The 23,152-nt window shown below is 61.6% G+C and carries 24 protein-coding genes; 13 read left to right on the plus strand and 11 right to left on the minus strand.

The window, feature by feature from the left end; genetic code table 11:
- Nucleotides 1-54 precede the first annotated feature (54 nt).
- A complete protein-coding gene (gene trxB, locus BFP92_RS18145) occupies nt 55-1,017 on the plus strand; it encodes a thioredoxin-disulfide reductase (protein ID WP_010206474.1) in 963 nt (320 codons plus the stop codon).
- A 181-nt stretch (nt 1,018-1,198) separates the two neighbouring features.
- Here trxB and BFP92_RS18150 read toward each other — a convergent pair whose 3' ends face one another.
- Genes BFP92_RS18150 through BFP92_RS18175 form a run of 6 tightly spaced genes read right to left on the minus strand, consistent with a single transcriptional unit; the run spans nt 1,199 to nt 4,126 of the window.
- Nucleotides 1,199-1,540, minus strand: a complete 342-nt coding sequence (locus BFP92_RS18150) for a HopJ type III effector protein (RefSeq protein ID WP_056858337.1) — start codon at nt 1,538-1,540, stop codon at nt 1,199-1,201.
- The gene (locus BFP92_RS18155; RefSeq protein WP_017135092.1) at nt 1,533-1,829 is read right to left on the minus strand and encodes a DUF1244 domain-containing protein; all 297 of its coding nucleotides are present in this window, start codon (nt 1,827-1,829) and stop codon (nt 1,533-1,535) included. Before BFP92_RS18155 ends, BFP92_RS18150 begins: the two co-directional genes overlap by 8 nt.
- A 16-nt stretch (nt 1,830-1,845) precedes the next feature.
- Entirely contained in the window at nt 1,846-2,217 is a 372-nt protein-coding gene (gene folX, locus BFP92_RS18160; protein ID WP_017135091.1) for a dihydroneopterin triphosphate 2'-epimerase, read from the minus strand.
- Nucleotides 2,218-2,219: 2 nt separating this feature from the next.
- Nucleotides 2,220-2,780, minus strand: a complete 561-nt coding sequence (folE, locus tag BFP92_RS18165; protein WP_056858336.1) for a GTP cyclohydrolase I FolE — start codon at nt 2,778-2,780, stop codon at nt 2,220-2,222.
- Between the two features lie 20 nt (nt 2,781-2,800).
- Entirely contained in the window at nt 2,801-3,511 is a 711-nt protein-coding gene (gene folM, locus BFP92_RS18170) for a dihydromonapterin reductase (protein ID WP_065930530.1), read from the minus strand.
- 57 nt (nt 3,512-3,568) lie between these two features.
- Entirely contained in the window at nt 3,569-4,126 is a 558-nt protein-coding gene (locus BFP92_RS18175; protein WP_065930531.1) for a putative antibiotic biosynthesis monooxygenase, read from the minus strand.
- Between the two features lie 220 nt (nt 4,127-4,346).
- On the opposite strand from BFP92_RS18175, the gene BFP92_RS18180 reads away from it, so the two are divergent.
- Nucleotides 4,347-5,297, plus strand: coding sequence for a MerR family transcriptional regulator (locus BFP92_RS18180; protein WP_139114085.1), 951 nt, complete (start codon nt 4,347-4,349; stop codon nt 5,295-5,297).
- Nucleotides 5,298-5,299: 2 nt separating this feature from the next.
- Here the strand turns inward: BFP92_RS18180 and BFP92_RS18185 are convergent, their stop codons facing one another.
- Nucleotides 5,300-5,905: a hypothetical protein gene (locus tag BFP92_RS18185; RefSeq protein ID WP_056858332.1), complete on the minus strand. Its 606-nt coding sequence runs from the start codon at nt 5,903-5,905 to the stop codon at nt 5,300-5,302.
- 58 nt (nt 5,906-5,963) lie between these two features.
- Nucleotides 5,964-6,431 carry a PAS domain-containing protein gene (locus BFP92_RS18190; RefSeq protein WP_065930533.1) on the minus strand — a complete coding sequence of 156 codons (468 nt, stop codon included), beginning with the start codon at nt 6,429-6,431 and terminating at the stop codon, nt 5,964-5,966.
- Between the two features lie 129 nt (nt 6,432-6,560).
- Between BFP92_RS18190 and BFP92_RS18195 the strand changes: the two genes are divergently transcribed.
- On the plus strand, nt 6,561-7,016 hold the full coding sequence (locus BFP92_RS18195) for a flavodoxin (protein WP_017135084.1): 456 nt from the start codon (nt 6,561-6,563) through the stop codon (nt 7,014-7,016).
- Here BFP92_RS18195 and BFP92_RS18200 read toward each other — a convergent pair.
- Nucleotides 6,997-7,893, minus strand: coding sequence for a LysR family transcriptional regulator (locus BFP92_RS18200; RefSeq protein WP_065930534.1), 897 nt, complete (start codon nt 7,891-7,893; stop codon nt 6,997-6,999). The genes BFP92_RS18195 and BFP92_RS18200 overlap by 20 nt on opposite strands.
- Nucleotides 7,894-7,990: 97 nt before the next feature.
- Between BFP92_RS18200 and BFP92_RS18205 the strand changes: the two genes are divergently transcribed.
- From BFP92_RS18205 to BFP92_RS18240, 8 genes are all read left to right on the plus strand, one after another.
- The gene (locus BFP92_RS18205) at nt 7,991-8,377 is read left to right on the plus strand and encodes a CidA/LrgA family protein (RefSeq protein WP_065930535.1); all 387 of its coding nucleotides are present in this window, start codon (nt 7,991-7,993) and stop codon (nt 8,375-8,377) included.
- A complete protein-coding gene (locus BFP92_RS18210) occupies nt 8,367-9,053 on the plus strand; it encodes an LrgB family protein (RefSeq protein ID WP_065930536.1) in 687 nt (228 codons plus the stop codon). The genes BFP92_RS18205 and BFP92_RS18210 overlap by 11 nt, the downstream gene beginning before the upstream one ends.
- Before the next feature lie 140 nt (nt 9,054-9,193).
- Nucleotides 9,194-9,976, plus strand: a complete 783-nt coding sequence (locus tag BFP92_RS18215; protein ID WP_065930537.1) for a class II aldolase/adducin family protein — start codon at nt 9,194-9,196, stop codon at nt 9,974-9,976.
- Complete coding sequence (locus BFP92_RS18220) at nt 9,976-10,878, plus strand: alpha/beta fold hydrolase (protein WP_065930538.1); 903 nt, start codon at nt 9,976-9,978, stop codon at nt 10,876-10,878. The genes BFP92_RS18215 and BFP92_RS18220 overlap by 1 nt, the downstream gene beginning before the upstream one ends.
- Before the next feature lie 118 nt (nt 10,879-10,996).
- Nucleotides 10,997-11,908, plus strand: coding sequence for an SDR family oxidoreductase (locus BFP92_RS18225; RefSeq protein ID WP_065930539.1), 912 nt, complete (start codon nt 10,997-10,999; stop codon nt 11,906-11,908).
- Nucleotides 11,909-12,390: 482 nt separating this feature from the next.
- Entirely contained in the window at nt 12,391-14,181 is a 1,791-nt protein-coding gene (locus tag BFP92_RS18230) for a DUF1302 domain-containing protein (protein ID WP_065930540.1), read from the plus strand.
- 26 nt (nt 14,182-14,207) lie between these two features.
- Nucleotides 14,208-15,566 (plus strand): DUF1329 domain-containing protein, encoded by a 1,359-nt coding sequence (locus BFP92_RS18235; protein ID WP_017135078.1) that lies wholly within the window; start codon nt 14,208-14,210, stop codon nt 15,564-15,566.
- 224 nt (nt 15,567-15,790) lie between these two features.
- Nucleotides 15,791-18,286, plus strand: a complete 2,496-nt coding sequence (locus BFP92_RS18240; protein ID WP_065930541.1) for a LuxR C-terminal-related transcriptional regulator — start codon at nt 15,791-15,793, stop codon at nt 18,284-18,286.
- On the opposite strand, the gene BFP92_RS18245 is transcribed toward BFP92_RS18240, so the two are convergent.
- Complete coding sequence (locus BFP92_RS18245) at nt 18,283-19,158, minus strand: helix-turn-helix domain-containing protein (protein ID WP_056858324.1); 876 nt, start codon at nt 19,156-19,158, stop codon at nt 18,283-18,285. The two genes, BFP92_RS18240 and BFP92_RS18245, sit on opposite strands and share 4 nt — an antisense overlap.
- 137 nt (nt 19,159-19,295) lie before the next feature.
- On the opposite strand from BFP92_RS18245, the gene BFP92_RS18250 reads away from it, so the two are divergent.
- Entirely contained in the window at nt 19,296-20,198 is a 903-nt protein-coding gene (locus BFP92_RS18250) for a DMT family transporter (protein WP_065930542.1), read from the plus strand.
- A 34-nt stretch (nt 20,199-20,232) separates the two neighbouring features.
- Here the strand turns inward: BFP92_RS18250 and norR are convergent, their stop codons facing one another.
- The gene (gene norR, locus BFP92_RS18255) at nt 20,233-21,777 is read right to left on the minus strand and encodes a nitric oxide reductase transcriptional regulator NorR (protein ID WP_065930543.1); all 1,545 of its coding nucleotides are present in this window, start codon (nt 21,775-21,777) and stop codon (nt 20,233-20,235) included.
- A gap of 147 nt (nt 21,778-21,924) precedes the next feature.
- Here norR and hmpA point away from each other — a divergent pair, with 147 nt between their 5' ends.
- The gene (gene hmpA / locus BFP92_RS18260) at nt 21,925-23,106 is read left to right on the plus strand and encodes an NO-inducible flavohemoprotein (protein ID WP_065930544.1); all 1,182 of its coding nucleotides are present in this window, start codon (nt 21,925-21,927) and stop codon (nt 23,104-23,106) included.
- Nucleotides 23,107-23,152: the final 46 nt, after the last annotated feature.

The following is a 23,152-nucleotide window of genomic DNA, read 5'->3' on the forward strand; positions in this document are numbered from 1 at the left end:
GGTCCTTTTTTATTCCAGCTGCCTTGTAGTCCGGGCGGTCGATAGGAGTGAGTCATGTCTGATACCCGTCATTCGCGAGTGATTATTCTCGGTTCCGGCCCTGCCGGTTACAGCGCTGCCGTCTACGCTGCCCGGGCCAACCTCAAGCCGCTGCTGATTACCGGCATGCAGGCGGGCGGTCAGTTGACCACCACCACCGAAGTCGACAACTGGCCGGGCGATGTGCACGGCCTGACCGGCCCGGTGCTGATGGAACGTATGAAAGAGCACGCCGAGCGCTTTGAAACCGAGATCGTTTTCGACCACATCAACCAGGTCGACTTCTCGAAAAAGCCTTACAGCCTGACCGGCGACAGCGGTGTCTACACGTGTGACGCGCTGATCATCGCCACCGGCGCCAGCGCCCGTTACCTGGGCCTGCCATCGGAAGAAGCGTTCATGGGCAAAGGCGTCTCCGCCTGCGCGACCTGCGACGGTTTCTTCTACCGCAACAAGCCGGTCGCTGTGGTCGGTGGCGGCAACACCGCCGTGGAAGAAGCGCTGTACCTGGCCAACATCGCCAGCACCGTGACCCTGGTTCACCGCCGTGAGACTTTCCGCGCCGAGAAGATCCTGATCGACAAGCTGCACGCCCGTGTGGCTGAAGGCAAGATCATCCTCAAGCTCAACGCCACCCTGGACGAAGTCCTGGGCGACAATATGGGCGTGACCGGCGCTCGCCTGAAAAACAACGACGGCAGCTTCGACGAGCTGAAAGTCGACGGCGTGTTCATCGCCATCGGCCACACCCCGAACACGTCCCTGTTCGAAGGCGTGCTCGAAGCCAAAGACGGCTACCTGGTTGTACAGGGCGGCCGTGAAGGCAACGCCACTGCGACCAACATCGAAGGTATCTTCGCCGCCGGTGACGTGGCTGACCACGTGTACCGCCAGGCCATCACCTCGGCCGGCGCCGGTTGCATGGCGGCGCTGGACGCCGAGCGTTACCTCGACGGTTTGAAGGACGCTTCGTTCTAAACCCGTTGAAATGAAAAAACCGGCCGAGAGGTCGGTTTTTTTATGCCCGGGGTTTAGGGGCAACACAGATCAAATGTGGGAGCGGGCTTGCTCGCGAATGCGGAGTGTCAGTCAAAGAATATTTCTCTGATACACCGCTTTCGCGAGCAAGCCCGCTCCCACATTTTGATTTGTATCTGTCTCAGGGTTTACGGGTCAGGGGCTGTGCGGTGAACTTCACACCGGCCAAACCATGGGCAATCAGCGCGCGAATATTGCCGTGATCACTGCCCTCTGGCGTCGCCACCACCGAACGGTAATGCTCACCAAACGCCAGCAACGCTTCCTGATCGCTCAAGCCTTCCAGCAGCGCCAGGCCCAAGGTCTTGCACGAACCTTCGTTCTGGCCAGCAGCGTTTTCTACGCCGCCATTGGTAAAAGCCTGCGGCTGGTAGTCGTAACCGGCAGCCACAAAGGCCAGGGTGTCGGCAAAAACATGTTCGCCGCTGTTGAGGCTGGCGCGCAGGGTGTTCAGATCAGTCATGGGGTTTTCCTTTGGCGAACGCCGCCTGTTGGTCGGCGCTGGCTTCTTGCTGGTATTGGGCTTTCCACTCGGCGTACGGCATGCCGTACACCACTTCGCGGGCGTCATCGAGGCTCAGCTCGATGTGGCGCTCGTCGGCCTCGGCCTTGTACCACTTGGATAAGCAGTTGCGGCAAAAGCCCGAGAGGTTCATCAGGTCGATGTTCTGCACATCCTTGCGGCTGTCCAGGTGGGCCACCAACCGGCGAAAGGCGGCGGCTTCGAGTTCGAGGCGTTGTTGATCGTTCATAAGGCTCACTTAACTATCAGCGGCTGGCAGCGAGGGTTATCGACACCGACTCGGCAAAGCGCAGCGCATGGGGCTTGTCCACTTCGACTTCGGCATACAGCACTGACTCATTGCTCATCACCAGGTCCAGCAACTCTTGCGTCAGACGTTCGAGCAGCGCAAAGCGATTGCCTTCGACGTGGGCAATGATCGCCTTGGTGATGGTGCGGTAATTCAGTGCGTGGTCGATGTCATTGTCGCGCACAGCTTCCTGTGCGGCATACAGGATGGTCAGGTTGATCAGCACATCCTGCTTGTTGTTGATCTCATCTTCATTGATGCCAATAAAGGTGCGCAGGCACAGGTCCTTGACCCGGATGCGCGCCATGCCTGGTTGAAGTTGTGGCATTGCTACTTGCTCCGTCCGATCAGTTGCAGGAACTCCATGCGCGTGGTGTTCGACTCGCGGAACGCGCCGAGCATCACCGAGGTGTTCATGGTTGAATTCTGTTTCTCCACGCCGCGCATCATCATGCACATGTGCTTGGCTTCGATCACCACCGCCACGCCTGCGGCCTGGGTGACCTGCTGGATCGCGTCGGCGATCTGCCGCGTGAGGTTTTCCTGGATCTGCAGGCGCCGCGCGTACATGTCGACAATGCGCGCCAGCTTCGACAGGCCCAGCACCTTGCCGGTCGGTATATAGGCCACGTGGGCCTTGCCGATAAAGGGCAGCAAATGGTGTTCGCACAGCGAATACAGCTCGATGTCCTTGAGGATCACCATCTCGTCGTTATCGGAGGCGAACAAGGCGCCGTTGACGATGGTTTCCAGGTTTTGCTCATAGCCATGACACAGGTACTGCATGGCCTTGGCGGCGCGCTTGGGGGTGTCGAGCAAGCCTTCGCGCTCCGGGTCTTCGCCCAGGCCTTTGAGGATCTCGCGGTAGTGTTGGGGCAGGGACAAGGTCATACAACATCCTCACAAACGGCTTACTTGATATGCCGCCCGCCGTTGACGGTCAGGGTGGTTCCGGTGACATACGGGTTGTCCAGCAGGTAGCGCACACTCTGGTAGATCACATCAGGCCCAGGCTCGATACCCAGCGCCGACTTGGCCAGCACCTTGGTTCGGTACGCCGCGTCGTCGCCTTCGTTGAACATCACCATCGCCGGCGCGATGCCGTTGACCTTGATCAGCGGCGCGAACTGCGCGGCAAACGACAGTGTAAGGCTGTCGAGGCCGGCCTTGGTGGCGCAGTAGGCGATGTGCTGGCGGCTGCCCTTACGCACCACGTCATCGCTGATGTGCACGATATCGGCCGGTGTCGAGCGTTGCAGCAAAGGTGAACAATGCAGGTTGATCAGGTACGGCGCAAGCATGTGCACGCTGAACATATCGGTGAAGGCGCGGCTTTCGTCGCCGGGCGTTTCCGCAACCCACGCCGAGGCGTTGTGGATGATCGCACGCAGGCTGTCGGTATGGGTTTTCAGTTCGGCGATAAAGGCCAGAATCCCGGCCTCAGTGGAGAAGTCGGCAAACACGCCGAGCGCACCACGCTCACGCAAGGCCTCAACGCCCGGGCGTTGGCTGCGGTAGCTGAAAATCACCCTGTGGCCTTCGTCCAGCAGGCGCTCGGCACAATACAAGCCGACACGCTGGCCGGCACCGGTGATCAGGATCGGGGCGTTGGTTACCGTCATGGGAGGCTCGAGTCGCTGGCAGGCTGAAACTATACCAGCGACCGGCCGCCCCTGTACTCACGCAGGGGCTTGGGTAGCCTTGGGCGTGGGCGTTGGATGCAACCAACTTGCGAGCAGATGGGTCGAGAGCGGAATAAAGAAGTACACCATCAATGGCGTGAGTGCCAGGGTACTGACCAGCACACGCGGGAACATGTCCAGCTCGCTGAGCAGCGGCCCCAGGCCGAAGTTAAACAACAGCGACACCGGGAAAAATGCCAGCCAGATCGCTACCGCCTGTTTCCAGCGCGGTGGTCGTGCGCCCACGGCGCCGAACCAGCCGTCGATGCCGCTGACGCGATGCTCGGACGGGTCGGCAAACAGTTCGCTGCCACGGCTTAGCCAGGCGCTGCGCGAGGCGGAGAACTCCCAGGCATGCAGGGTTTTTTCATCGGCGAAGCGGAAGATGATCTGAAACTCATCATCATGGGGCGGCGGCGCAAGCACACCGGAACCCAGGTAGCCGGGGAAGTCAGTGGCCAATTGCTCGCCTTCGCGCAGCCAGGCCATCAATTCTTCATAGCGCCCTTTGGCCACGCGGCGCGCAACCATCAAGGTGACGGGAGAGGTAGACATTGTGTATCTCCAAGTAATCAGGTGCGCTGAGCCGGGTAGGCGGCGCACACAGGTGGCGACCGGGTAAGGTCATCACCAAAAAACAGGCAAGGATTATTCCTGTTTTCAAGAAATACACCAGTGGCATTGGTCTGACAGGCCAGCCCTTGAAAAGGACAAGTCTAAAAGCGTTAAATGGGATCCACACTTAGATGGATGTTTGCGATCTCTGATGTCTGAAATGACTGCTCAAACTCGCGAAATGAACCAGGCTCACGTCTCTGACCCGGATGAGCTGTTCCCGATTCGTGATGTCTCGAGAATGACAGGTGTCAACCCGGTCACCCTGCGTGCCTGGGAGCGTCGTTATGGCCTGATCCAGCCGACACGCACCGAAAGCGGGCATCGGCTCTATTCCAGTGCCGATATTGTGACCATCAATCGCATTCTCGATTGGATTGAGCGTGGCGTGGCCGTCAGCAAGGTCGGCAAGATCCTCGCACGCGACGATCAGCAGGCTGTGGCACTTCATGCCGAGGGCAATGGCGTCGACGAACATGAGTGGTCACAGTGGCGGGCGCGTTTGCTGAACGCGGTCAGCGCCTTTGACGACCGTCAGTTGGAGAGCCTTTACGGCCAGGTTTTTGCGACTTACCCACTGAGCGTCGCATTCCAGGACATCTTTATGCCGCTGTGGGGTGACCTGCTGCGCCACCAGGGCCGTTTCGGCCAGGCCAGTGAATGGCTTTTTTACGACACCTTCCTGCGCATGCATACCTTTGAGCGCTTAAGACTTGCGAGCAGCTCTCTGGCGCCGCGGGTGTTACTGGCGGCCATGCCGGGCGAATGCCGTAAATTGGAACTGCTGGTGGCGGCGCTGATGCTCAGCCACGAGAACACGCCGGTGAAAGTGCTGGGCATGGGCCAGCCGTTTGATGAGCTGACACTGGTGTGTGAAAAGATCCGTCCCCAGGCGCTGGTGATTTTCTCCAATCATGCGCACAACCATGAACTGGCAGCGCGCCTGAGTCGCCTGGCGCTGACCCTGGATTGCCCGCTGTTGCTGGCCGGTGCCGCAGCGGACCTGGCCGAGCAGGACCTGGCCGGCTCGCCCATCGGCTGTCTGGGCAGTGAAGGGCGCCAGATGCAGAGCCGCTTGCAGCAGTTTCTCGCAGGTAGCCTGGATAGCTGATTTCAGGCGTGTACGTGCGGATGGACCAACCGGTGCTGATGCAGAATGAACTGGCGTAGCCGTTCGATCTCATCCGCGTCACTCTGGCTCAAGCGATAAGCGAACAGGCCTCGCGCGGTTTCCCGTTCCAGCGTGCCGCGCAAGGCAATACGCTCGTAACCGGACGGGCTGAACCACAGGGAAAAGGTTTTCGGCGGTTTGACCCGCCCGCGAATCTCCACCAGCACACCCTTGAATGACACTTCATGCACCCACAGCGCGGCAGGGTTGCCCCGCACGTTTTCCAACGCCACGGGTGCTTCAAGGGCCAGGCGCCAGGGGCGGATCATCGGCCCGTCTTCAAAAATGCTCGGCACGCCCAGGCGCAGATGCACCGCATGAAACTCGTCTTCCACCAGGTGCAGCGGGAAGGTCAGTTGCTGGTTATCGAACTGCGCCTGGATGGTGACATGGTCGTGCGCGGCCAGCCGCGTGAGCAAATCGCGAATCTGCGCACCGCCATTGACCGTCAGGCTCGACCAGGCATCCCGCAGGTTGAGCTGCGGGTTGTGCTGCATGTCCTGGATAAAATCCAGCTCGTCCTGCGTCAGTAGAGCGTCGCGGTGCATTGATGTAGCTCAAGGAGGAGGCATTAAAAAGCCATTATCGCCCTAAAGGCTGCATTTTTTACACTTTGTTAATTCCGCTCGTCGTCTTGAGCGCCGCCAGCTCATCTTTAAGCTCGGCCACCTGCGCTTCCAGCTGGGCGACGCGTTGTTGCGCTTTTACCTGAATGGTGACGTCTTTTTGTACGCCCACGAAGTAGGTTTGCTTGTCTGCTTGGTTGTACACCGTGGACAGCGACAGCTCGTTCCAAAAGTGCGTGCCGTCCTTGCGGTAATTGCGCAGGATCTCTCGGCACGAACCACCGCTGTCGAGGGCTTCACGAATGGCCATCAGCGCCGGCTGATCGCGGTCACCCGACTGCAGGAAGCGGCAATCCTGATACAGGATGTCGTCCAAGGCGTAACCGGTCATGCGCTCGAACGCCGGGTTCACGTAGATCAGCGGCTTGTCCTGGCCTTCACGTTCGGCGACGACGATGCCGTCGTTGGAAGCGTTAATCACCAGTTGCATCAGTTTGGCGTTGATCATTGAGCAGTCCATCGCATGTTTTTAAAGTCTGAATTCTATGACAACTTTTGAATGTCGCACGGTGTGCGCTGAAATAGTTGCGTCAGCTGCTAATATCCCACGCTTTCGCTCAACCACAGGATCAGATTGATGAAAGTCGCCATCCTTTCCGGCTCGGTCTACGGCACGGCTGAAGAAGTCGCCCGTCACGCCGCCGGCATCCTCAATGCGGCCGGTTTTGAAGCCTGGCACAACCCACGCGCCACCTTGGCCGACGTGCAGGCCTTTGCCCCCGAGGCGTTCCTGGCGGTCACATCGACCACCGGCATGGGCGAACTGCCGGATAACCTGCAACCGCTGTACTCGACCATTCGCGACCAGCTGCCAGCCGCCTGGCGCGGCCTGCCCGGTGCGGTGATCGGCCTGGGCGACGCCAGCTATGGCGACACGTTCTGCGGTGGCGGTGAGCAAATGCGCGAACTGTTCGCTGAGCTGGGCGTGCGCGAAGTACTGCCGATGCTGCGCCTGGACGCCAGCGAAAGCGTGACCCCGGAAGCCGACGCCGAGCCGTGGCTGGCCGAGTTGGTCACTGCACTGCGCGCTTGACCGGGAATTCACGCAGCAATGCCAGCCACGCCTGGGCGGCTTTCGACAGATAGGCGCCCTCACGCCAGATAAAGGCGATGTCCCAGCGCAGGAAGTCGGGCGCCTTGAGCGTCAGGCGCACCACGCCCGGTCGCACCAGCCCACGGGCAACTACGCTGGGCAATAACACCACGCCTTGGCCAGCCGCGACCAGGGCGACCAGAAAGTCCGCCTGGCCGCTGCGCCCGATCTCCTTGGGCGTGAAGCCCAGTTGCTGGCACGCCTGCATCAGCCGGTCATTGAGCACGAAACTGCGCTGGTACATCAGGAACGGCGTGTCCGCCAATTCTTCCAGGCGCACCTGGGCGTTGTCGGCCAGCGGATGGTCAATTGGCAGCAAGGCGTCCAAGGGTTCATCACAGAAGAGTTGCCAGGCGAGCGCCGGGTCGCTGGGCATCAAGCTGCCGCCCACGTCCAATTCACCGTTGAGAATCGCCTGCTCGATAGTGCGGCTGCCGCCTTCGAGCAATTGGATGGAGACCTTCGGATAGCGACGGCGGTACTCGGCGAACAACCCGGCGAACAAGGTATCGCCCGCGAGCAGCGGCAAGCCCAGGCGCAGCTCACCGCGCGTCAGTTGTTGCATGTCGTCCAGCTCACTGAGCAGCTCGGTCTGCAGGCGCAACATGGCCTCGGCGCGCTGCAATACCACTTGGCCGCTGGCGGTCAGGCGGATGTGTGAACCGGTGCGCTCCAGCAGCGGTGTGCCGAGGCTTTGCTCCAGCTGCGCCACTTGCTTGCTCACCGCCGATTGGCTGATGTGCAGGGTTTTACCGGCTTGGGTAAAGCCCCCGCGGTGGATCACTTCGACGAAGCTGCGCAGCTGTTTGAATTCCATCGCTTGATTCCAGTTTGGAATAGCATGCAGTCTAACAATTCGCTGTGGGTATGGGGCGTGTCTCATTAAAATGAGCGCCTGCGAGGACCCAAAGCTCATGAAACCTTTCACCTTCAAACATCTCGGCCGCCTGCTCACGGAGTTGGTGGTACTGCTGGCCATTTATCTGCTCGGCACCCAGCTGTCGGTGTGGTTCGCGTGGCCGATCCCCGGCGGTGTGGTGGGCCTTGGCCTGTTGCTGGCGACTTTCGCCAGTGGCCTAGTCAAGCCGGCAGCCCTGCAACTGGGCGCCGGGGTGTTGATGGCGGAGATGCTGTTGTTCTTTATTCCGGCCCTGATGAGCCTGCTTGACTACGGCGGCCTGGTGCGCAATGAAGGCTGGCGCATCCTGCTGGTGATCGGCTTCAGCACACTGGCGGTGATGCTCGTGACCGCATTCACCGTGGAGATGGTCTGCCGCTGGAGCCTGCGCCGTGAAGCTTGAGCTGATGCCGGTGTTCTGGCTCGCCCTGACCTTGACCGCCTATATTTTCAGCCGCTGGATCTATAGCCGCACCGGCCGCTACCTGCTGTCACCCTTGATTCTGGTGCCGGCGCTGCTGCTGGCGGTGGCGGTGCCGATGAAAACCGCCTATGCCGAATACGCCACCGACACCCACTGGCTGATGCTGGTGCTGGGGCCGGTTACCGTGGCGTTTGCCGTGCCGATCTGGCAACAGCGGCGCTTGTTGGCACGCCACTGGTCGGCATTGTTGCTGGGCATGGTGGCGGGCAGCGCAGCGTCCATCGGCACCTCGTTCGGGCTGGCCAAGGCGCTGGCGTTGAACAGTTCGGTAACGATGTCGCTGTTACCCCGCTCGATCACCACGCCCTTCGCCATGCCGGTGTCCTCGGACCTTGGCGGCGTGCCGGAGCTGACGGCGGTGTTCGTGATGTTCACCGGTGTGTTCGGCGCCATGCTCGGCGGCGTATTGCTCAAATGGTTGCCACTGCGTACACCCTTGGCGCGTGGCGCATTGTTTGGCGTGGGTGCGCATGGTGCGGGTGTCAGCCGCGCGCGCGAAGTCGGCGGCGAAGAGGGCTCGGTGGCGGGCCTGGTGATGGTGCTCACGGGCTTGCTCAACCTGTTTGCCGTGCCTTTATTGGCGGCACTTCTCTGACACCACTTGTACTATTCTTATGACTGACTCGCTCAGTCATCAAGCTGGCTGCCAAGGCAACTCCTTGCGTCACGGCGTCTGACTAGACTGGCCCCTCATCCAGAAAAATAATAAGAACGCGAACCAAGGAGGTTGTTGCCGTGAGCCTAGCCCCTGTTCTATCGCCACAGCATGTCAAAGACCAGGTCAGCGCTGCCGAATGGCAGACCCGCGTCGACCTGGCCGCCTGCTATCGCCTGGTGGCGCTGCATGGCTGGGATGACCTGATCTTCACGCATATTTCCGCCAAGGTGCCGGGCACCGATGACTTCCTGATCAACCCTTATGGCTTGATGTTCCATGAGATAACGGCGTCGAGCCTGGTCAAGGTCGATCAGGCCGGCAACAAGCTGATGGACAGCCCCTACGAGATCAACCCCGCCGGCTACACCATCCACAGTGCCATCCATGAAGTGCGCCATGACGTGGTCTGTGTGCTGCATACCCACACCGCCGCGGGCGTTGCGGTATCGGCGCAGAAGCAGGGCGTGCTGCCGATCAGCCAGCAATCCACCTTTGTCTTGTCCAGCCTGGCCTATCACGCCTATGAAGGCGTGGCGCTCAACCCTGAAGAAAAAGCCCGCTTGCAGGCAGACCTGGGCGACAACAATTTCCTCATGCTGCACAACCACGGCCTGTTGACCTGCGCCGGCTCGATCGCCGACACGTTTTTAATGATGTTCACCTTCCAGCGCGCGTGCGACATCCAGGTGCTGGCACAAAACGGCGGCGCCGAATTGATTGCCATCGAGCCGCAAATTCTGGCGGGGGCCAAGGCGATGGTGGCCGTTGTCACAAAGAGCGCCCAAGGTATGGGCGGTGCACTGGCGTGGCCGGCGCTGTTGCGTAAATTGGACCTGCAAGATCCCGGGTATAAAAGCTGATGCCACTCGCCGAGATACCGCTCAGAGCCTGGCGCAAACGTAGTCAGGAATTTCTCTTTCGTGGCCACGTGATCCGTTACTGGGTGGCGGGGCAGGGCGAGCCGTTGCTGTTGATTCATGGCTTTCCCACCGCCAGTTGGGACTGGCACTACCTGTGGCAGCCCCTGGCCCAGCGTAACTTGGTGATCGCCTGCGACATGCTCGGGTTTGGCGATTCGGCCAAGCCGTTGAACCACGATTACTGCCTGCTGGAGCAGGCGGACCTGCAACAGGCGCTGCTCGAACACCTGCGCGTGGAGCGGCCGGTGCATGTGTTGGCCCATGATTATGGTGACAGCGTGGCCCAGGAATTACTGGCGCGCCACTACGACGGCCGCTTTCGGATGGCCAGCTGCGTGTTCCTCAATGGTGGGCTGTTTTCCGAGACCCATCGCCCGGCGCTGGTGCAGAAACTCTTGCTCAGCCCGCTCGGCTGGATGGTCGGCCGCGCCTTTGGGCGTAATGCCTTGTCGAACAGTTTCAGCCAGATTTTCGGCCCGAACACGCGGCCCAGTGAAAGTGCACTGGATGACTTCTGGAGCCTGATCAACTGCGGCGATGGCCCGCGCATCCTGCATAAGCTGATTGCTTACATTCCCCAGCGCCGGCGTATGCGTGAACGCTGGGTGGCGGCGATGCAACGCGAAGAGGTGCCGCTGCGGGTGATCGACGGCGAGGTCGATCCCATTTCCGGCGCGCACATGGTGGAGCGTTATCACCAGTTGGTGCCCAATGCCGACTCGGTGTTGCTGGCCAATATCGGCCACTACCCGCAGATCGAAGCGCCGGTGCTGGTGCTCAAGCATTATTTGGCGTTTCGTGAACGCATCGGTCAGCCGGCACCGCGTTTGGCCTATTCCTGAGCCGGGCAATCATCCCCCTGCCTTATTGAGCACCATTCAGCCTCGGGCGTATTTATTGTGACCAAAGGCTGCGTGCGTGACACTCAGCCCATTGCCATTGTCGCCAACGGAGTTCGGTATGAGTGAGTCAGTGCAGTTTCAGGATAAGGTCGTGATCGTCACCGGTGCCGGCGGCGGGTTGGGCCGTGCCCATGCGCTGCTGTTTGCCAGGCACGGGGCCAAAGTGCTGGTCAACGACCTCGGCGGTTCGGCCCAGGGCGAAGGCGCGAATGCCTCGGCCGCCGACCGTGTAGTGGCTGAGATTCGAGAGGCCGGCGGTATTGCCGAGGCCAACCATGACTCCGTAACCGAGGGTGACAAGATCGTCCAGCACGCCCTCGACGTGTTCGGGCGTGTCGACGTGGTGGTCAACAACGCCGGCATTCTGCGCGACAAGACCTTCCACAAAATGGACGACAGTGACTGGGACCTGGTGTACCGCGTGCATGTCGAAGGTGCCTACAAAGTTACCCGCGCCGCCTGGCCGCACATGCGCGAGCAAGGTTATGGCCGCGTGATCTTTACCGCGTCCACCTCGGGCATCTATGGCAACTTCGGCCAGTCCAACTACGGCATGGCCAAGCTGGGCCTCTACGGTTTGACCCGCACCCTCGCGCTGGAAGGGCGCAAGAACAACATCCTGGTCAACGCCATCGCCCCCACCGGCGCCACGCGCATGACCGAAGGCCTGATCCCGCCGCAGGTGTTCGAGCGCCTCAAGCCGGAGCTGGTCAGCCCGTTGGTGGTGTACCTGGGCAGCGAGGCATGCCAGGACACTTCGGGCTTGTTTGAAGTCGGTGGCGGCTGGATCGGCAAGACCCGCTGGGAACGCAGCCTGGGCGTGGGGTTTGACCCTGAGGCCGGCTTCTCACCCGACGATGTGGCCGCGCACTGGGCGCAAATCTGCGACTTCGAAGGCGCCGCGCACCCCAAGGACAACATCGAAGCGTTGAAAGAGATGATGGCCAATTTACAGAAGTTCAGCCTCTGATCGTTGCTTGAACACCGTTGAATGCTACGGGGCGCTAAAAGCGCCCCGTTTTCTTTTGGGCATAAAAAAGGCCGCTGCAAACGCAGCGGCCGAAGTAAGACGTTGGATCAAGGAGCGACAAATCAACGTCAGTGAACAGCGGTAATAGATTGAAACATTAGGCCAATCTATTGGAATCAGACTTTTCCTGGATTTACCCAAGCGGGCCATTTGCCCTGAAAGTGCGTTAAGAATAGTCGGTTGTAACAAGATGAGTAATAGCAGTTCAGGACAAGGACTGTTGCAATTTCAGTAATGATCGCCTGCGCGCTATCCATCCTCCTGATAATCCCCCATCTGCCTGATCCATGGTGGCACGCAAACCCCGGCCAGGGCGGCTGTTCATCCTTTCGAGCGACAGCACGAATACCCCTTTGGTGCGCTTATCGCTCCCGAGGGGCGGCAGTAGGGTGGGGCCTTCTGTCACTCACCGGGGAAGACGCATGACAAAAACAACAATGCGCGCCATCTTCACGCTACAGGCGCTGGCCACGGCGGTTGCGCTGGGCTGTTGCGCCCAGGCACAGGCTGTTTCATTCAACATCGGCGAGATCGAAGGGCAATTCGATTCCTCGCTGTCGGTCGGCGCCAGCTGGGGCATGCGCGATGCCGACAAGAAGCTGGTGGGCATTCCCAACGGCGGCACGGGGCAGGCGTCCACCGGTGATGACGGGCGGCTGAACTTCAAGAAGGGCGAGACCTTCTCCAAGATCTTCAAGGGCATTCACGATCTGGAGCTCAAGTACGGCGACAGCGGCATCTTTGTGCGCGGCAAGTACTGGTACGACTTCGAACTGCAGGACGAAAACCGCGAGTTCAAGCAAATCAGCAACAACCACCGTGACGAAGGCGCGCGCTCGTCCGGCTACGAGTTGCTGGATGCCTTCGTGTACCACAACTATTCCATCGGCGATTTACCGGGCGCCGTACGCGTCGGCAAACAGGTGGTGAGCTGGGGCGAAAGTACGTTTATCGGTAACTCGATCAACAGCATCAACCCCATCGACGTCTCGGCGTTTCGCCGTCCTGGCGCCGAGATCAAGGAAGGCCTGATTCCGGTCAACATGCTGTTCGCGTCCCAAAGCCTCACCAACCAGCTGTCGGTAGAAGGCTTCTACCAACTCAACTGGGAAAACACCGTGGTGGATAACTGCGGCACCTTCTTCGGTAACGACGTGGTGGCCCACGGCTGCAACGGCAACTACACGGTCGGCAGCCCGGCGATTGCGCCGTTGCAACCGGTGGCCGCAGCGTTTGGCCAGGGCTTTCAGGTGACCCGCGAAGGCGTGGTGGTGCAGCGCGCCAACGACCGCGAAGCGCGCGATGGCGGCCAATTCGGCGCGGCCTTGCGCTGGCTCGGCGATGACACCGAGTACGGCCTCTACTTCATGAACTACCACAGCCGCACGCCCACCGTGGGCACGATCACCGCCAATACCAACCTGGCCACCATCGGCCGTATCGTCAGCACTGCCAACGCCATTGCGCCCGGTAGTGGCTCGGGCCTGGCCCAGAGCACCATGCTCGGGCGTGGCCAGTATTACCTCGATTACCCGGAAGACATCCGCCTCTACGGCGCCAGCTTTTCCACCACCTTGCCCACCGGCACGGCCTGGACCGGCGAAATCAGCTACCGGCCGAATGCGCCGGTGCAACTCAACACTACCGACCTGACCCTGGCGCTGGTCAACCCGATTGCCGGCCAAACCGCCTCGCCCATCCGCAGTTCGTTCGGCTCGGACAACTCAGGCTACCGCCGCAAGGAAATCACCCAGATCCAGAGCACCATGACCCAATTCTTCGACCAGGTGCTGGGTGCCGAACGCCTGACGCTGGTGGGTGAGGCGGCCTTTGTGCACGTCGGCGGGCTGGAAGCCAAGACCAAACTGCGTTATGGCCGCGATTCGGTGTATGGCGCCTATGGGTTTGGCGGCGACACCGACGGCTTCGTCACCGCCAACTCCTGGGGCTACCGCGCCCGCGCGATCCTCGACTACAACAACGTGTTCGCCGGGGTGAACCTCAAGCCCAACCTGTCCTGGTCCCATGACGTCAGCGGCTACGGCCCCAACGGCATTTTCAACGAAGGCGCCAAGGCGATCAGCGTCGGCGTGGATGCGGACTACCGCAACACCTACACCGCGAGCCTGAGCTACACCGACTTTTTTGGCGGTGACTACAACACCCTCACCGACCGCGACTTTATCGCCCTCAGCTTCGGCGTGAACTTCTGACTTGGTTTAAGGAAGGACAACAACCTATGCGTAAGCTATTTGCAGTGATGGCCCTGAGTGTACTGGCCGCCCACGTCATGGCCGCCGTCTCGCCCGAAGAGGCCGCCAAGCTCGGCACGACCCTGACGCCGGTCGGCGCCGAAAAAGCCGGCAACGCCGACGGCTCGATCCCGGCCTGGACCGGCGGCATCCCGAAAAATGCCGGCGCGGTGGACAGCAAAGGCTTTCTGGCCGATCCGTTCGCCAATGAAAAACCGCTGTTCGTGATCACCGCCGCCACGGTCGACAAGTACAAAGACAAGCTTTCCGATGGCCAGGTGGCGATGTTCAAGCGCTACCCCGAAACCTACAAGATCCCGGTGTACCCAACCCATCGCACGGTCAACCTGCCGCCGGATATCTACGAGTCGATCAAGCGCAGCGCGCTGAACGTACACGCGATCAACGACGGTAACGGCCTGGAGAACTTCACCGGCAACCGCTACTACGCGTTCCCGATCCCGAAAAATGGCGTGGAAGTGCTGTGGAACCACATCACCCGTTACCACGGCGGCAACCTCAAGCGCATCATCACCCAGGCCACCCCGCAAACGAACGGCAGCTACACGCCGATCCGCTTCGAAGAAGAAGTGGCGGTGCCGCAAGCCATCCCGGACATCGACCAGGCCAAGGCGGCCAACGTGCTGAGTTTCTTCAAGCAATCGGTGACGGCGCCCGCACGCCTTGCGGGCAACGTGCTGCTGGTGCACGAAACCCTCGACCAGGTGAAGGAGCCGCGCCTGGCCTGGATCTATAACGCCGGCCAACGCCGCGTGCGCCGCGCCCCGCAAGTCTCGTATGACGGCCCGGGCACCGCCTCCGACGGCCTGCGCACCACCGACAACTTCGACATGTTCTCCGGCGCGCCCGACCGCTACGACTGGAAACTGGTCGGCAAAAAAGAGATGTACATCCCCTACAACAGCTACAAGCTCGATTCGCCGACCCTCAAGTACGACGACATCATCAAGGCCGGGCACATCAACCAGGACCTCACCCGCTACGAGCTGCACCGCGTGTGGGAAGTGGTCGGCACCGTCAAGCCAAGCGAGCGGCACATCTACGCCAAGCGCCACATGTACATCGACGAAGACAGCTGGCAGGTCGCACTGGTGGATCACTACGACGGGCGTGGCCAACTGTGGCGCGTTGCTGAAGGTCATGCGCAGTTCTACTACGACCACCAGGTGCCGGCCTACACCGTGGAAACCCTGTACGACATCATCGCCGGGCGCTACATCGCGTTGGGAATGAAGAATGAGGAAAAGCGCAGTTTCGTGTTCGGCTTTGCGGCCAAGGCGGCGGATTACACGCCAGCAGCCTTGCGGTCCGAGGGCGTTCGCTGATCTCCATTTGAAATGCAATCAACCTGTGGGAGCTGGCTTGCCTGCGATAGCATCACCTCGGTATGGCTGTGAGACCGAGGTGTCTGCATCGCAGGCAAGCCAGCTCCCACATTGGGTTTTGTGCATGGCCACTGATCACCCCGCTGAATACTTCTTCAACAACCGCCAACCACAGGACTAGGGTGGCGTCAGGTTGCATAACAATAAAAACGCAGGATGCAGCAATGACTGCCATGACCCGCTGCCTGGACCGTCCCGGATTCATGCCACGGCTGTCCGCCCATCACCTGTTACGCCCGCAATTGACCGAGCCGTTGCTCGCAGCAACCGTAAGGGTGAAGTTGCTGTGCGCGCCGGGCGGCAGTGGCAAAAGCGCGCTATTGGCCGAGTGTGCCTTGCAGGCGCCCAAGGGTTGCCAGGTTTATTGGCTGCCCCTCAATGGCGCGGCCTTGAGCCCCGATGAGTTGTGCCGACGCTTGGCGCACAACCTGGGCCTGGCATTTGTCGATGAAGCCACCTTGTTGCTCGACCTCAGCCGCTGGCAGCCCACGGCGTGGTTGTTCCTGGATGATTACTGCCGCCTGCCCGCGCCCGAGCTGGATGCTTTGCTCGACCGCCTGCTCAGTGTCGCAAGCCCGGCGCTGACCTGGTGGCTGGGCGCGCGGCGGCGGCCCGCGTGCAACTGGCCGCGGCTGTTGCTCGACGATGAACTGTTGACGTGCAGTGAGCTGAACTTCAGCCCGGCGCAGGTCCAGCAATTGCTCGGCCCTGAGCAAAGCCTCGACAGCGTGATGCAGTTCAGCGGCGGCTGGTGCGCCGGGGTACGTATTGCCTTGCTCGGCGATGGTCACCCGGACAAGACCTTGCTCGACTACCTGCAACACGAACTGCTGCGCACCTTGCCGGTGGAGTTGGCTGAGGCCTGGCGGGTATTGGCGCACTTGCCGCGTTTCAACCCGAGCCTGTGCGAGCACCTGTTCGGCGGCGGCGACGGTGACCACTACCTGCGCGAATTGCAGGCATTGGGTGCCTTCATCCAGCCCTGGGAAGACACCGCCGATTGGCTGCAGGTCTTTGCGCCGCTCGCACGCTTGCTGCGCGATGAACCCTGGCCGGCCAAGCGCTCCTGGCATCGGCGCGCTTGCCAATGGTTTACCACCGAGTGCGATTGGCAGGCCGCGTTTGAGCAGGCCTTGCTGGCCGAAGCGTTTGAGGTGGCGGTGAGTCTGTTGCAACACTTCAGTTTTGAGGATCTGTTCCGTCAACACAATGCGCAACTGCTGCTGCGCCTGCATGAGCAGCATGGCGATGAATTGCTGCTGGGCTCGGCGCAACTGGTGGGGCTGGTGACGGCCGCACTACTGTTCGCAGGGCGCTTTGAGCAAGCCGGTGTGTGCATCGACCAGTTGGCCCGGTTTGCACCGCAGCCGACAGCAGCGAAACAGCGGCACTTATTGGCGCGCTGGCAGGCGCAATGGGGCTGGTTGTTGCACCTTAATGGCGATGCCGAGCGCTCCCGCGAACATTTTCTGGAGGCTTTGCAAGCGTTGCCCGACAGCGCCTGGACTTCCCGGCTGATGTGCCTGTCGGGCCTGACCCAGCAAGCCTTGCTGCGCGGCGAGTTGGACGTCAGCCAAGCCTTGAACCGCGAAGCGCTGTGCCTGGCGCGTGCCCATGGTTCATTGCTGTTGGAGGCATTGCTGGAGCTGGATCACGCCCAGTTGTTGGAGCAGCGCGGTGCACCGTATCGGGCGCAAAGCCTGCTGGAAAATGTGCAGGCGATGCTGGCGTGCCAGCGCCTCAAGGCCGGGCCACTGGTAGGGCGCATCGCCCTGCGGCGCGGGCATCTGGCACTGCGCCAAGGCCAGGACACGCTCGCCGGTGAATGTTTCGAGACCGGTTTGAGCCTGTGCCTGCACAGCCAGGACAAGCGCGTGCTCTACGGGTTTCTCGGTCTGGCGTTGCTGGCGGCCAACCATGGCGATTATGCCCAGGCGTTTGCCCAACTGCGCGAAGCGGAGCGCTTGATGCAGCAGCGCCATGTGCCGGACTCGGTCTACCGCGCGGTGCTGTTGTTGGTCAGTGGACACTTCTGGTTGCAGCAGGGCCGTGCGGAACTGACTGTGGAGGCTGTGCGCCGGGTGCTGCGCCACTTCCGTGGGCCACAGGCCCGGCAGGCGCCGCCGGCTACGCTGGAGCTGATTCCACGGCTGGAGTACCTGCTGGTGTTGGCCGAAGTGAAGCTGGGTGTGGCCGTTCAGCCCATGGAGCGTCTGTATGCCTTGCTCGACACCACCCAGCAACGCGGCATGCTATGCCTGGAAACCGAACTGCACTTGGTGTTGGGCGAAGTGGCCTGGCAGTTGGGCGACTCGGCCGTGGCCCGGCGCGCCTTGCAAACCGGGCTGGAGCTGGCGCAGCGCTGCCAGGTGCAGCAGGCGATTCGCGAGCTGCGTTTGCGTGCGCCGGGGCTATTGAGTGAGCTGGGCCTGGAAACCCCGGCAGCGCCCAGCGGCGTGGTGGAAAACCCGCTGAGCCAGCGGGAACTGGAAGTGCTGCAGCTGATCGCCCAAGGCAACTCCAACCTGGAAATCGCCGACCGGCTGTTTATCTCGCTGCACACCGTCAAGACCCACGCGCGGCGCATCCACAGCAAGCTTGGCGTTGAGCGACGCACCCAAGCGGTGGCCAAGGCCAAGACATTGGGCTTGATGGTCTAGGCGCAGAACGCCTGGCGGTATTCCCCGGGCGTGGCGCCCATGGCCTGGCGAAAACGGTGGGTAAAGTGGCTGGCACTGGAGAAGCCACACCGCCAGGCAATTTCGCCAAGGGGCAGGGCGCCGCCACGCAGCAAGGCTTGCGCACGTGCCAGGCGACGCGCCAACAGGTACTGGTGGGGCGGCAGGCCGAAGCTTTGCCGGAACATCCGCGCAAAATGGTATTCCGACAGCGCGCACATGCCGGCCAGTTGCCCGAGGCTGATCGGGTCTTCCAGATGGTGGTCGATAAACTCCACCAGCAGCCGGCGCTGATGCGCCGCCAACCCGCCTTTTAAGCGCAGGCCATCGCGTGCGCCGACTTGGCTGAGCAAGGTGTGGCTGAGCATCTCGTGGGCCAGGCTGCTGGTCAGCAGGCGCTCGGCGGGCTCCTGCCAGTTGAGGGCGATCAGTTGGTGAAAGCGCTGGGCCTGGCTGGCGTCTTCGAGGAAGGTGCTTTCGCGCAATTGCAATTCACGCGGCTCGCGGTCAAGCAAGGTGACGCAGCCGAGGGCAAATTGCTCCGGGCTGAAATACACATGGGCCAGGCGGATCTCACCGTTGATCACCCAGGCCGACTGGTGCTCGGCGGGCAGGATGCAGAGTTTGTCCGGGCCGCCCTTGGTGCCTGGCTGATCGCGCCGAAACGTGCCGGTGCCACCGCCGATGTAGCAGGACAAGGTGTGATGGGTCGGCGCCTGGTAATCCTGCGAATCGTGATGGTTGCTCCACAAGGCCGCAGACAAGCCGTCACCGAGCTCGGCGCAGGCTTCCAGGCGTGCGTTGGGCGAGCGGTTCAGCGCTTGAAAGACTTGCAGGGATTCCAGATCTGGCATGGTTGTGCTCTCCGACGCCTTGCATCCTACTCCCGCCGGTGATGGCTGTGATCCCTGCGGCCGACAAAAGCGCAAGAATGTGCAAGAGCGCCGGCTGGCCGGCAAGGGACACTGTGGCTCAATCGACGGAGCCCGCTATGAACCTTTTCCTGTATTTACTCACCGTGCTGATCTGGGGCACCACCTGGATCGCCCTCAAGTGGCAATTGGGCGTGGTGGCGATTCCTGTGTCGATCGTCTACCGCTTTGGTTTGGCGGCGCTGGTGCTGTTTGCGCTGTTGCTGCTCAGCCGCACGTTGCAGGTGATGAACCGGCGCGGGCATTTGATCTGCCTGGCGCAGGGGCTGTGCCTGTTCTGCGTGAACTTTATGTGCTTCCTGACCGCCAGCCAATGGATCCCGAGCGGTCTGGTGGCCGTCGTGTTTTCCACCGCCACGTTGTGGAACGCCCTCAATGCCCGGGTGTTTTTTGGCCAACGCGTAGCGCGCAACGTGTTGATGGGCGGCGCGCTGGGGTTGCTGGGGCTGGGCTTTCTGTTCTGGCCGGAACTGGCAGGGCATACCGCCAGCCCGCAGACCTTGCTCGGCCTGGGCTTGGCGTTGCTGGGGACCCTGTGTTTCTCGGCGGGCAATATGTTGTCGAGCCTGCAACAGAAGGCCGGGCTCAAGCCGCTGACCACCAATGCCTGGGGCATGGCCTATGGCGCCGTGATGCTGGCGACTTACTGCGCGGTACGCGGCATTCCCTTCGACATGGACTGGAGTGCGCGGTATATCGGCGCTTTGTGGTACCTGGTGATTCCGGGGTCGGTGATCGGCTTTACCGCCTACCTCACCCTGGTTGGGCGCATGGGGCCGGAGCGGGCGGCGTATTGCACGGTGTTGTTTCCGGTGGTGGCGTTGAACGTGTCGGCGTTTGCCGAGGGTTACCAGTGGACGGCCCCGGCGCTGATGGGGTTGGTGCTGGTGATGTTGGGGAATGTGTGGGTGTTCAGGAAGCCTCGGTCGGTTCAGCCAATCTTAAAGGCGAAGGCTATCTAATGTGGGAGCTGGCTTGCCTGCTCCCACAGTTGGGCTATTTGAGGCCCAGGCGCCTGGCCATGCGCCCGAGGTTGGCGCGGTCCAGGCCGAGTTCGCGGGCGGCGCCGGCCCAGTTGTGCTGGTGGCGCTCCAGGCAGGCGCTGATGACCTGGCGCTGATAATGTTCGGTGGCCTGGCGCAGGTCGCCGGTCACGGCCAGCGGCGCTTGCGGCGGTGCTTCGATAGCCGGCGCACTGACGTCCGGAAGGTCCAGGTCCTGGGCGCTCAGGCTCAGAATCTTCGGCCGCTCGCGGCAGTTACCCAGAGCTTTGAGTGCGCTGCGCCCGATCAAATGCTCCAGCTCCCGCACATTGCCCGGCCAGTTGTAGGCCAGCAGCGCGGCCTGGGCGTCGCTGGTCAGGCGCAGGCTGCCCAGGCCCATACGTGAGCGGTTCTGCTCCAGAAAGTAGCCGGCCAGCAGCAACACATCCCGCCCGCGCTCGCGCAGCGCCGGCACCTGCAGCGGGTACACGCTCAGGCGGTGGTAGAAGTCGGCGCGGTAGCGGCCATTGCGCACTTCTTCGGCGAGGTCGCGGTTGGTGGCGGCGATCAGGCGTACATCCACCTGGTGTTCCTTGTCCGAACCCAGGCGTTGCAGCTGGCCGCTTTGCAGCACGCGCAGCAATTTGGCCTGCACGGTCAACGACAGTTCGCCCACTTCATCCAGAAACAAGGTGCCGCCATTGGCCAGCTCGAACTTGCCCCGACGTTCATTCAACGCGCCGGTAAAGGCGCCGCGCACATGGCCGAACAGTTCGCTTTCCACCAGGGTTTCCGGCAGCGCGGCGCAGTTGAGGCTGATCAGCGGTTTGTCCGCACGCGGGGAGGCGGCGTGGATAGCTTGGGCGACCAGCTCCTTGCCGACCCCGGTTGCGCCGGTGATCAGCACAGTCAGGTCGCTGCCGCCCACCAGCTTGATCTCCTCGACCAAACGCTTGTGCGCCTTGCTCTGGCCGATCATTTCCTTGTGCTGTTGGCCGCTGGCCTGGCGGTAGATCTCGGCGCGCTGATGCTCGTCTTCGGCGCGCAATGCCAGGCGCTCGATACGTTCGGCGACATTGACCGTGGCCGCCGCCAGGCTGGCAAAGGCTTGCAAGGCATCCAGCTCGACGCGTTCGAACCGCTCGGTGTCCAGCGCATCGAGAGTCAGCAGGCCCCAGGGCTGGTCGTCGATAAACAGCGGGCAGCCCATGCAGTCGTGTACTTCCAGGTGCCCATGCAGGCCGTCGACCAAACCGTCGTAGGGGTCGGGCAGTTCGCTGTCGCTGTCAAAACGGGTGGGACCGGGGCTGCTCAGCAACACTGCAAAGCGCGGGTGTTCGCTGACTTTGAAGCGTCGGCCGAGGGTGTCGGTGCTCAAACCATCCACTGCCAGCGGCACCAGCCATTCACCGTCCAGGCGCAACAACGCGGCGGCATCGCACGGCAACAGCGCGCGCATGGCTTGCAGCAGGCGTCGATAGCGCTCGCCCTCGGGCAGCTCGCGGGACAGGTCGGCGACCAGTGGCAGCAGGGTGGTGAGCAGCGATTGTGCAGTCATAATGACTCCTTGTAGTCCTTATGACTATAAAACGTAAGGAGTCATACTGACTACAAAACATTTAACTCATTGATATATAGCGATTAATAAGTTGGCACGAATACTGAGTAGGTAAAGGTAATCAGTAAAGAGACCCAGGAGTCTGCCATGCTTAGTGCCCAAGACCGTGCCATCGTCAAATCCACTGTGCCCCTGCTGGAAAGCGGCGGCGAAGCGCTGATCACGCATTTTTACCGCATGATGCTCAGCGAATACCCGGAAGTTCGCCCGCTGTTCAACCAGGCTCACCAGGCCAGCGGTGACCAGCCCCGCGCCCTGGCCAATGGCGTGCTGATGTATGCGCGGCACATCGACCAGTTGGACCAACTGGGTGACCTGGTGGCCAAGATCATCAACAAGCACGTGGCCTTGCAGATCCTTCCGGAACACTACCCGATTGTGGGCGCCTGCCTGCTGCGGGCCATCTCTGAAGTGCTCGGCAGCGAGATCGCCACGCCTGAGGTGATGAATGCCTGGGGCGCGGCCTACGGCCAATTGGCCGACATCCTGATCGGCGCTGAAGCCGCCATCTATGATGAAAAAGCCCAGGCGCCGGGCGGCTGGCGCGGTGCGCGGCCATTTTTGTTGGTCAAGCGTGTGGAGGAGAGCGACGAAATCATCTCCTTCTACTTTGCGCCCGTGGATAACGGCCCGATCCTGCAAGCCGCGCCGGGCCAGTACATCGGCATGAAGCTGGTGCTGGACGGCGAAGAAGTGCGCCGCAACTATTCCCTGTCGGCCCTGAGCGATGCGGGCCTGTACCGCATCAGCGTCAAACGCGAGGCCGGTGGGCGGGTGTCCAACTACCTGCATGACCAGATGCACGTCGGTGCAACCATCGACCTGTTCCCGCCATCGGGTGAGTTCACCCTGGCCGACGGCGATAAACCGCTGGTGCTGATCAGTGGCGGGGTAGGCATTACCCCGACATTGCCCATGCTTGAAGCGGCCCTGGCAACCGAGCGCCCGGTGCACTTTATCCACTGCGCGCGCAACGGCGGCGTGCATGCGTTCCGTGATTGGGTCGATGCCCTGGCGGCCAGGCACCCGCAGCTCAAGCGTTTTTATTGCTATGCCGAGGACGATGGCGTGAGCCCGGCGGCGGACAAGGTGGGGCTGTTGAGCCAGGAGCAATTGGCGGCGTGGTTGCCCGAGGAGCGTGACCTGGATGCGTACTTCCTGGGGCCTAAAGGCTTTATGGCGGCGATCAAGCGTCACCTGAAGGCGTTGGGAGTGCCGGAGCAGCAGGCGCGCTACGAGTTCTTCGGCCCGGCGGCGGCGCTGGAATAACGCGGTTAAAAATGTGGGAGCGGGCTTGCTCGCGAAGGCTGCGTGT

It is taken from the genome of Pseudomonas sp. 58 R 3, from assembly GCF_900006605.1.
In the GTDB taxonomy this organism is placed as follows: domain Bacteria; phylum Pseudomonadota; class Gammaproteobacteria; order Pseudomonadales; family Pseudomonadaceae; genus Aquipseudomonas; species Aquipseudomonas salomonii.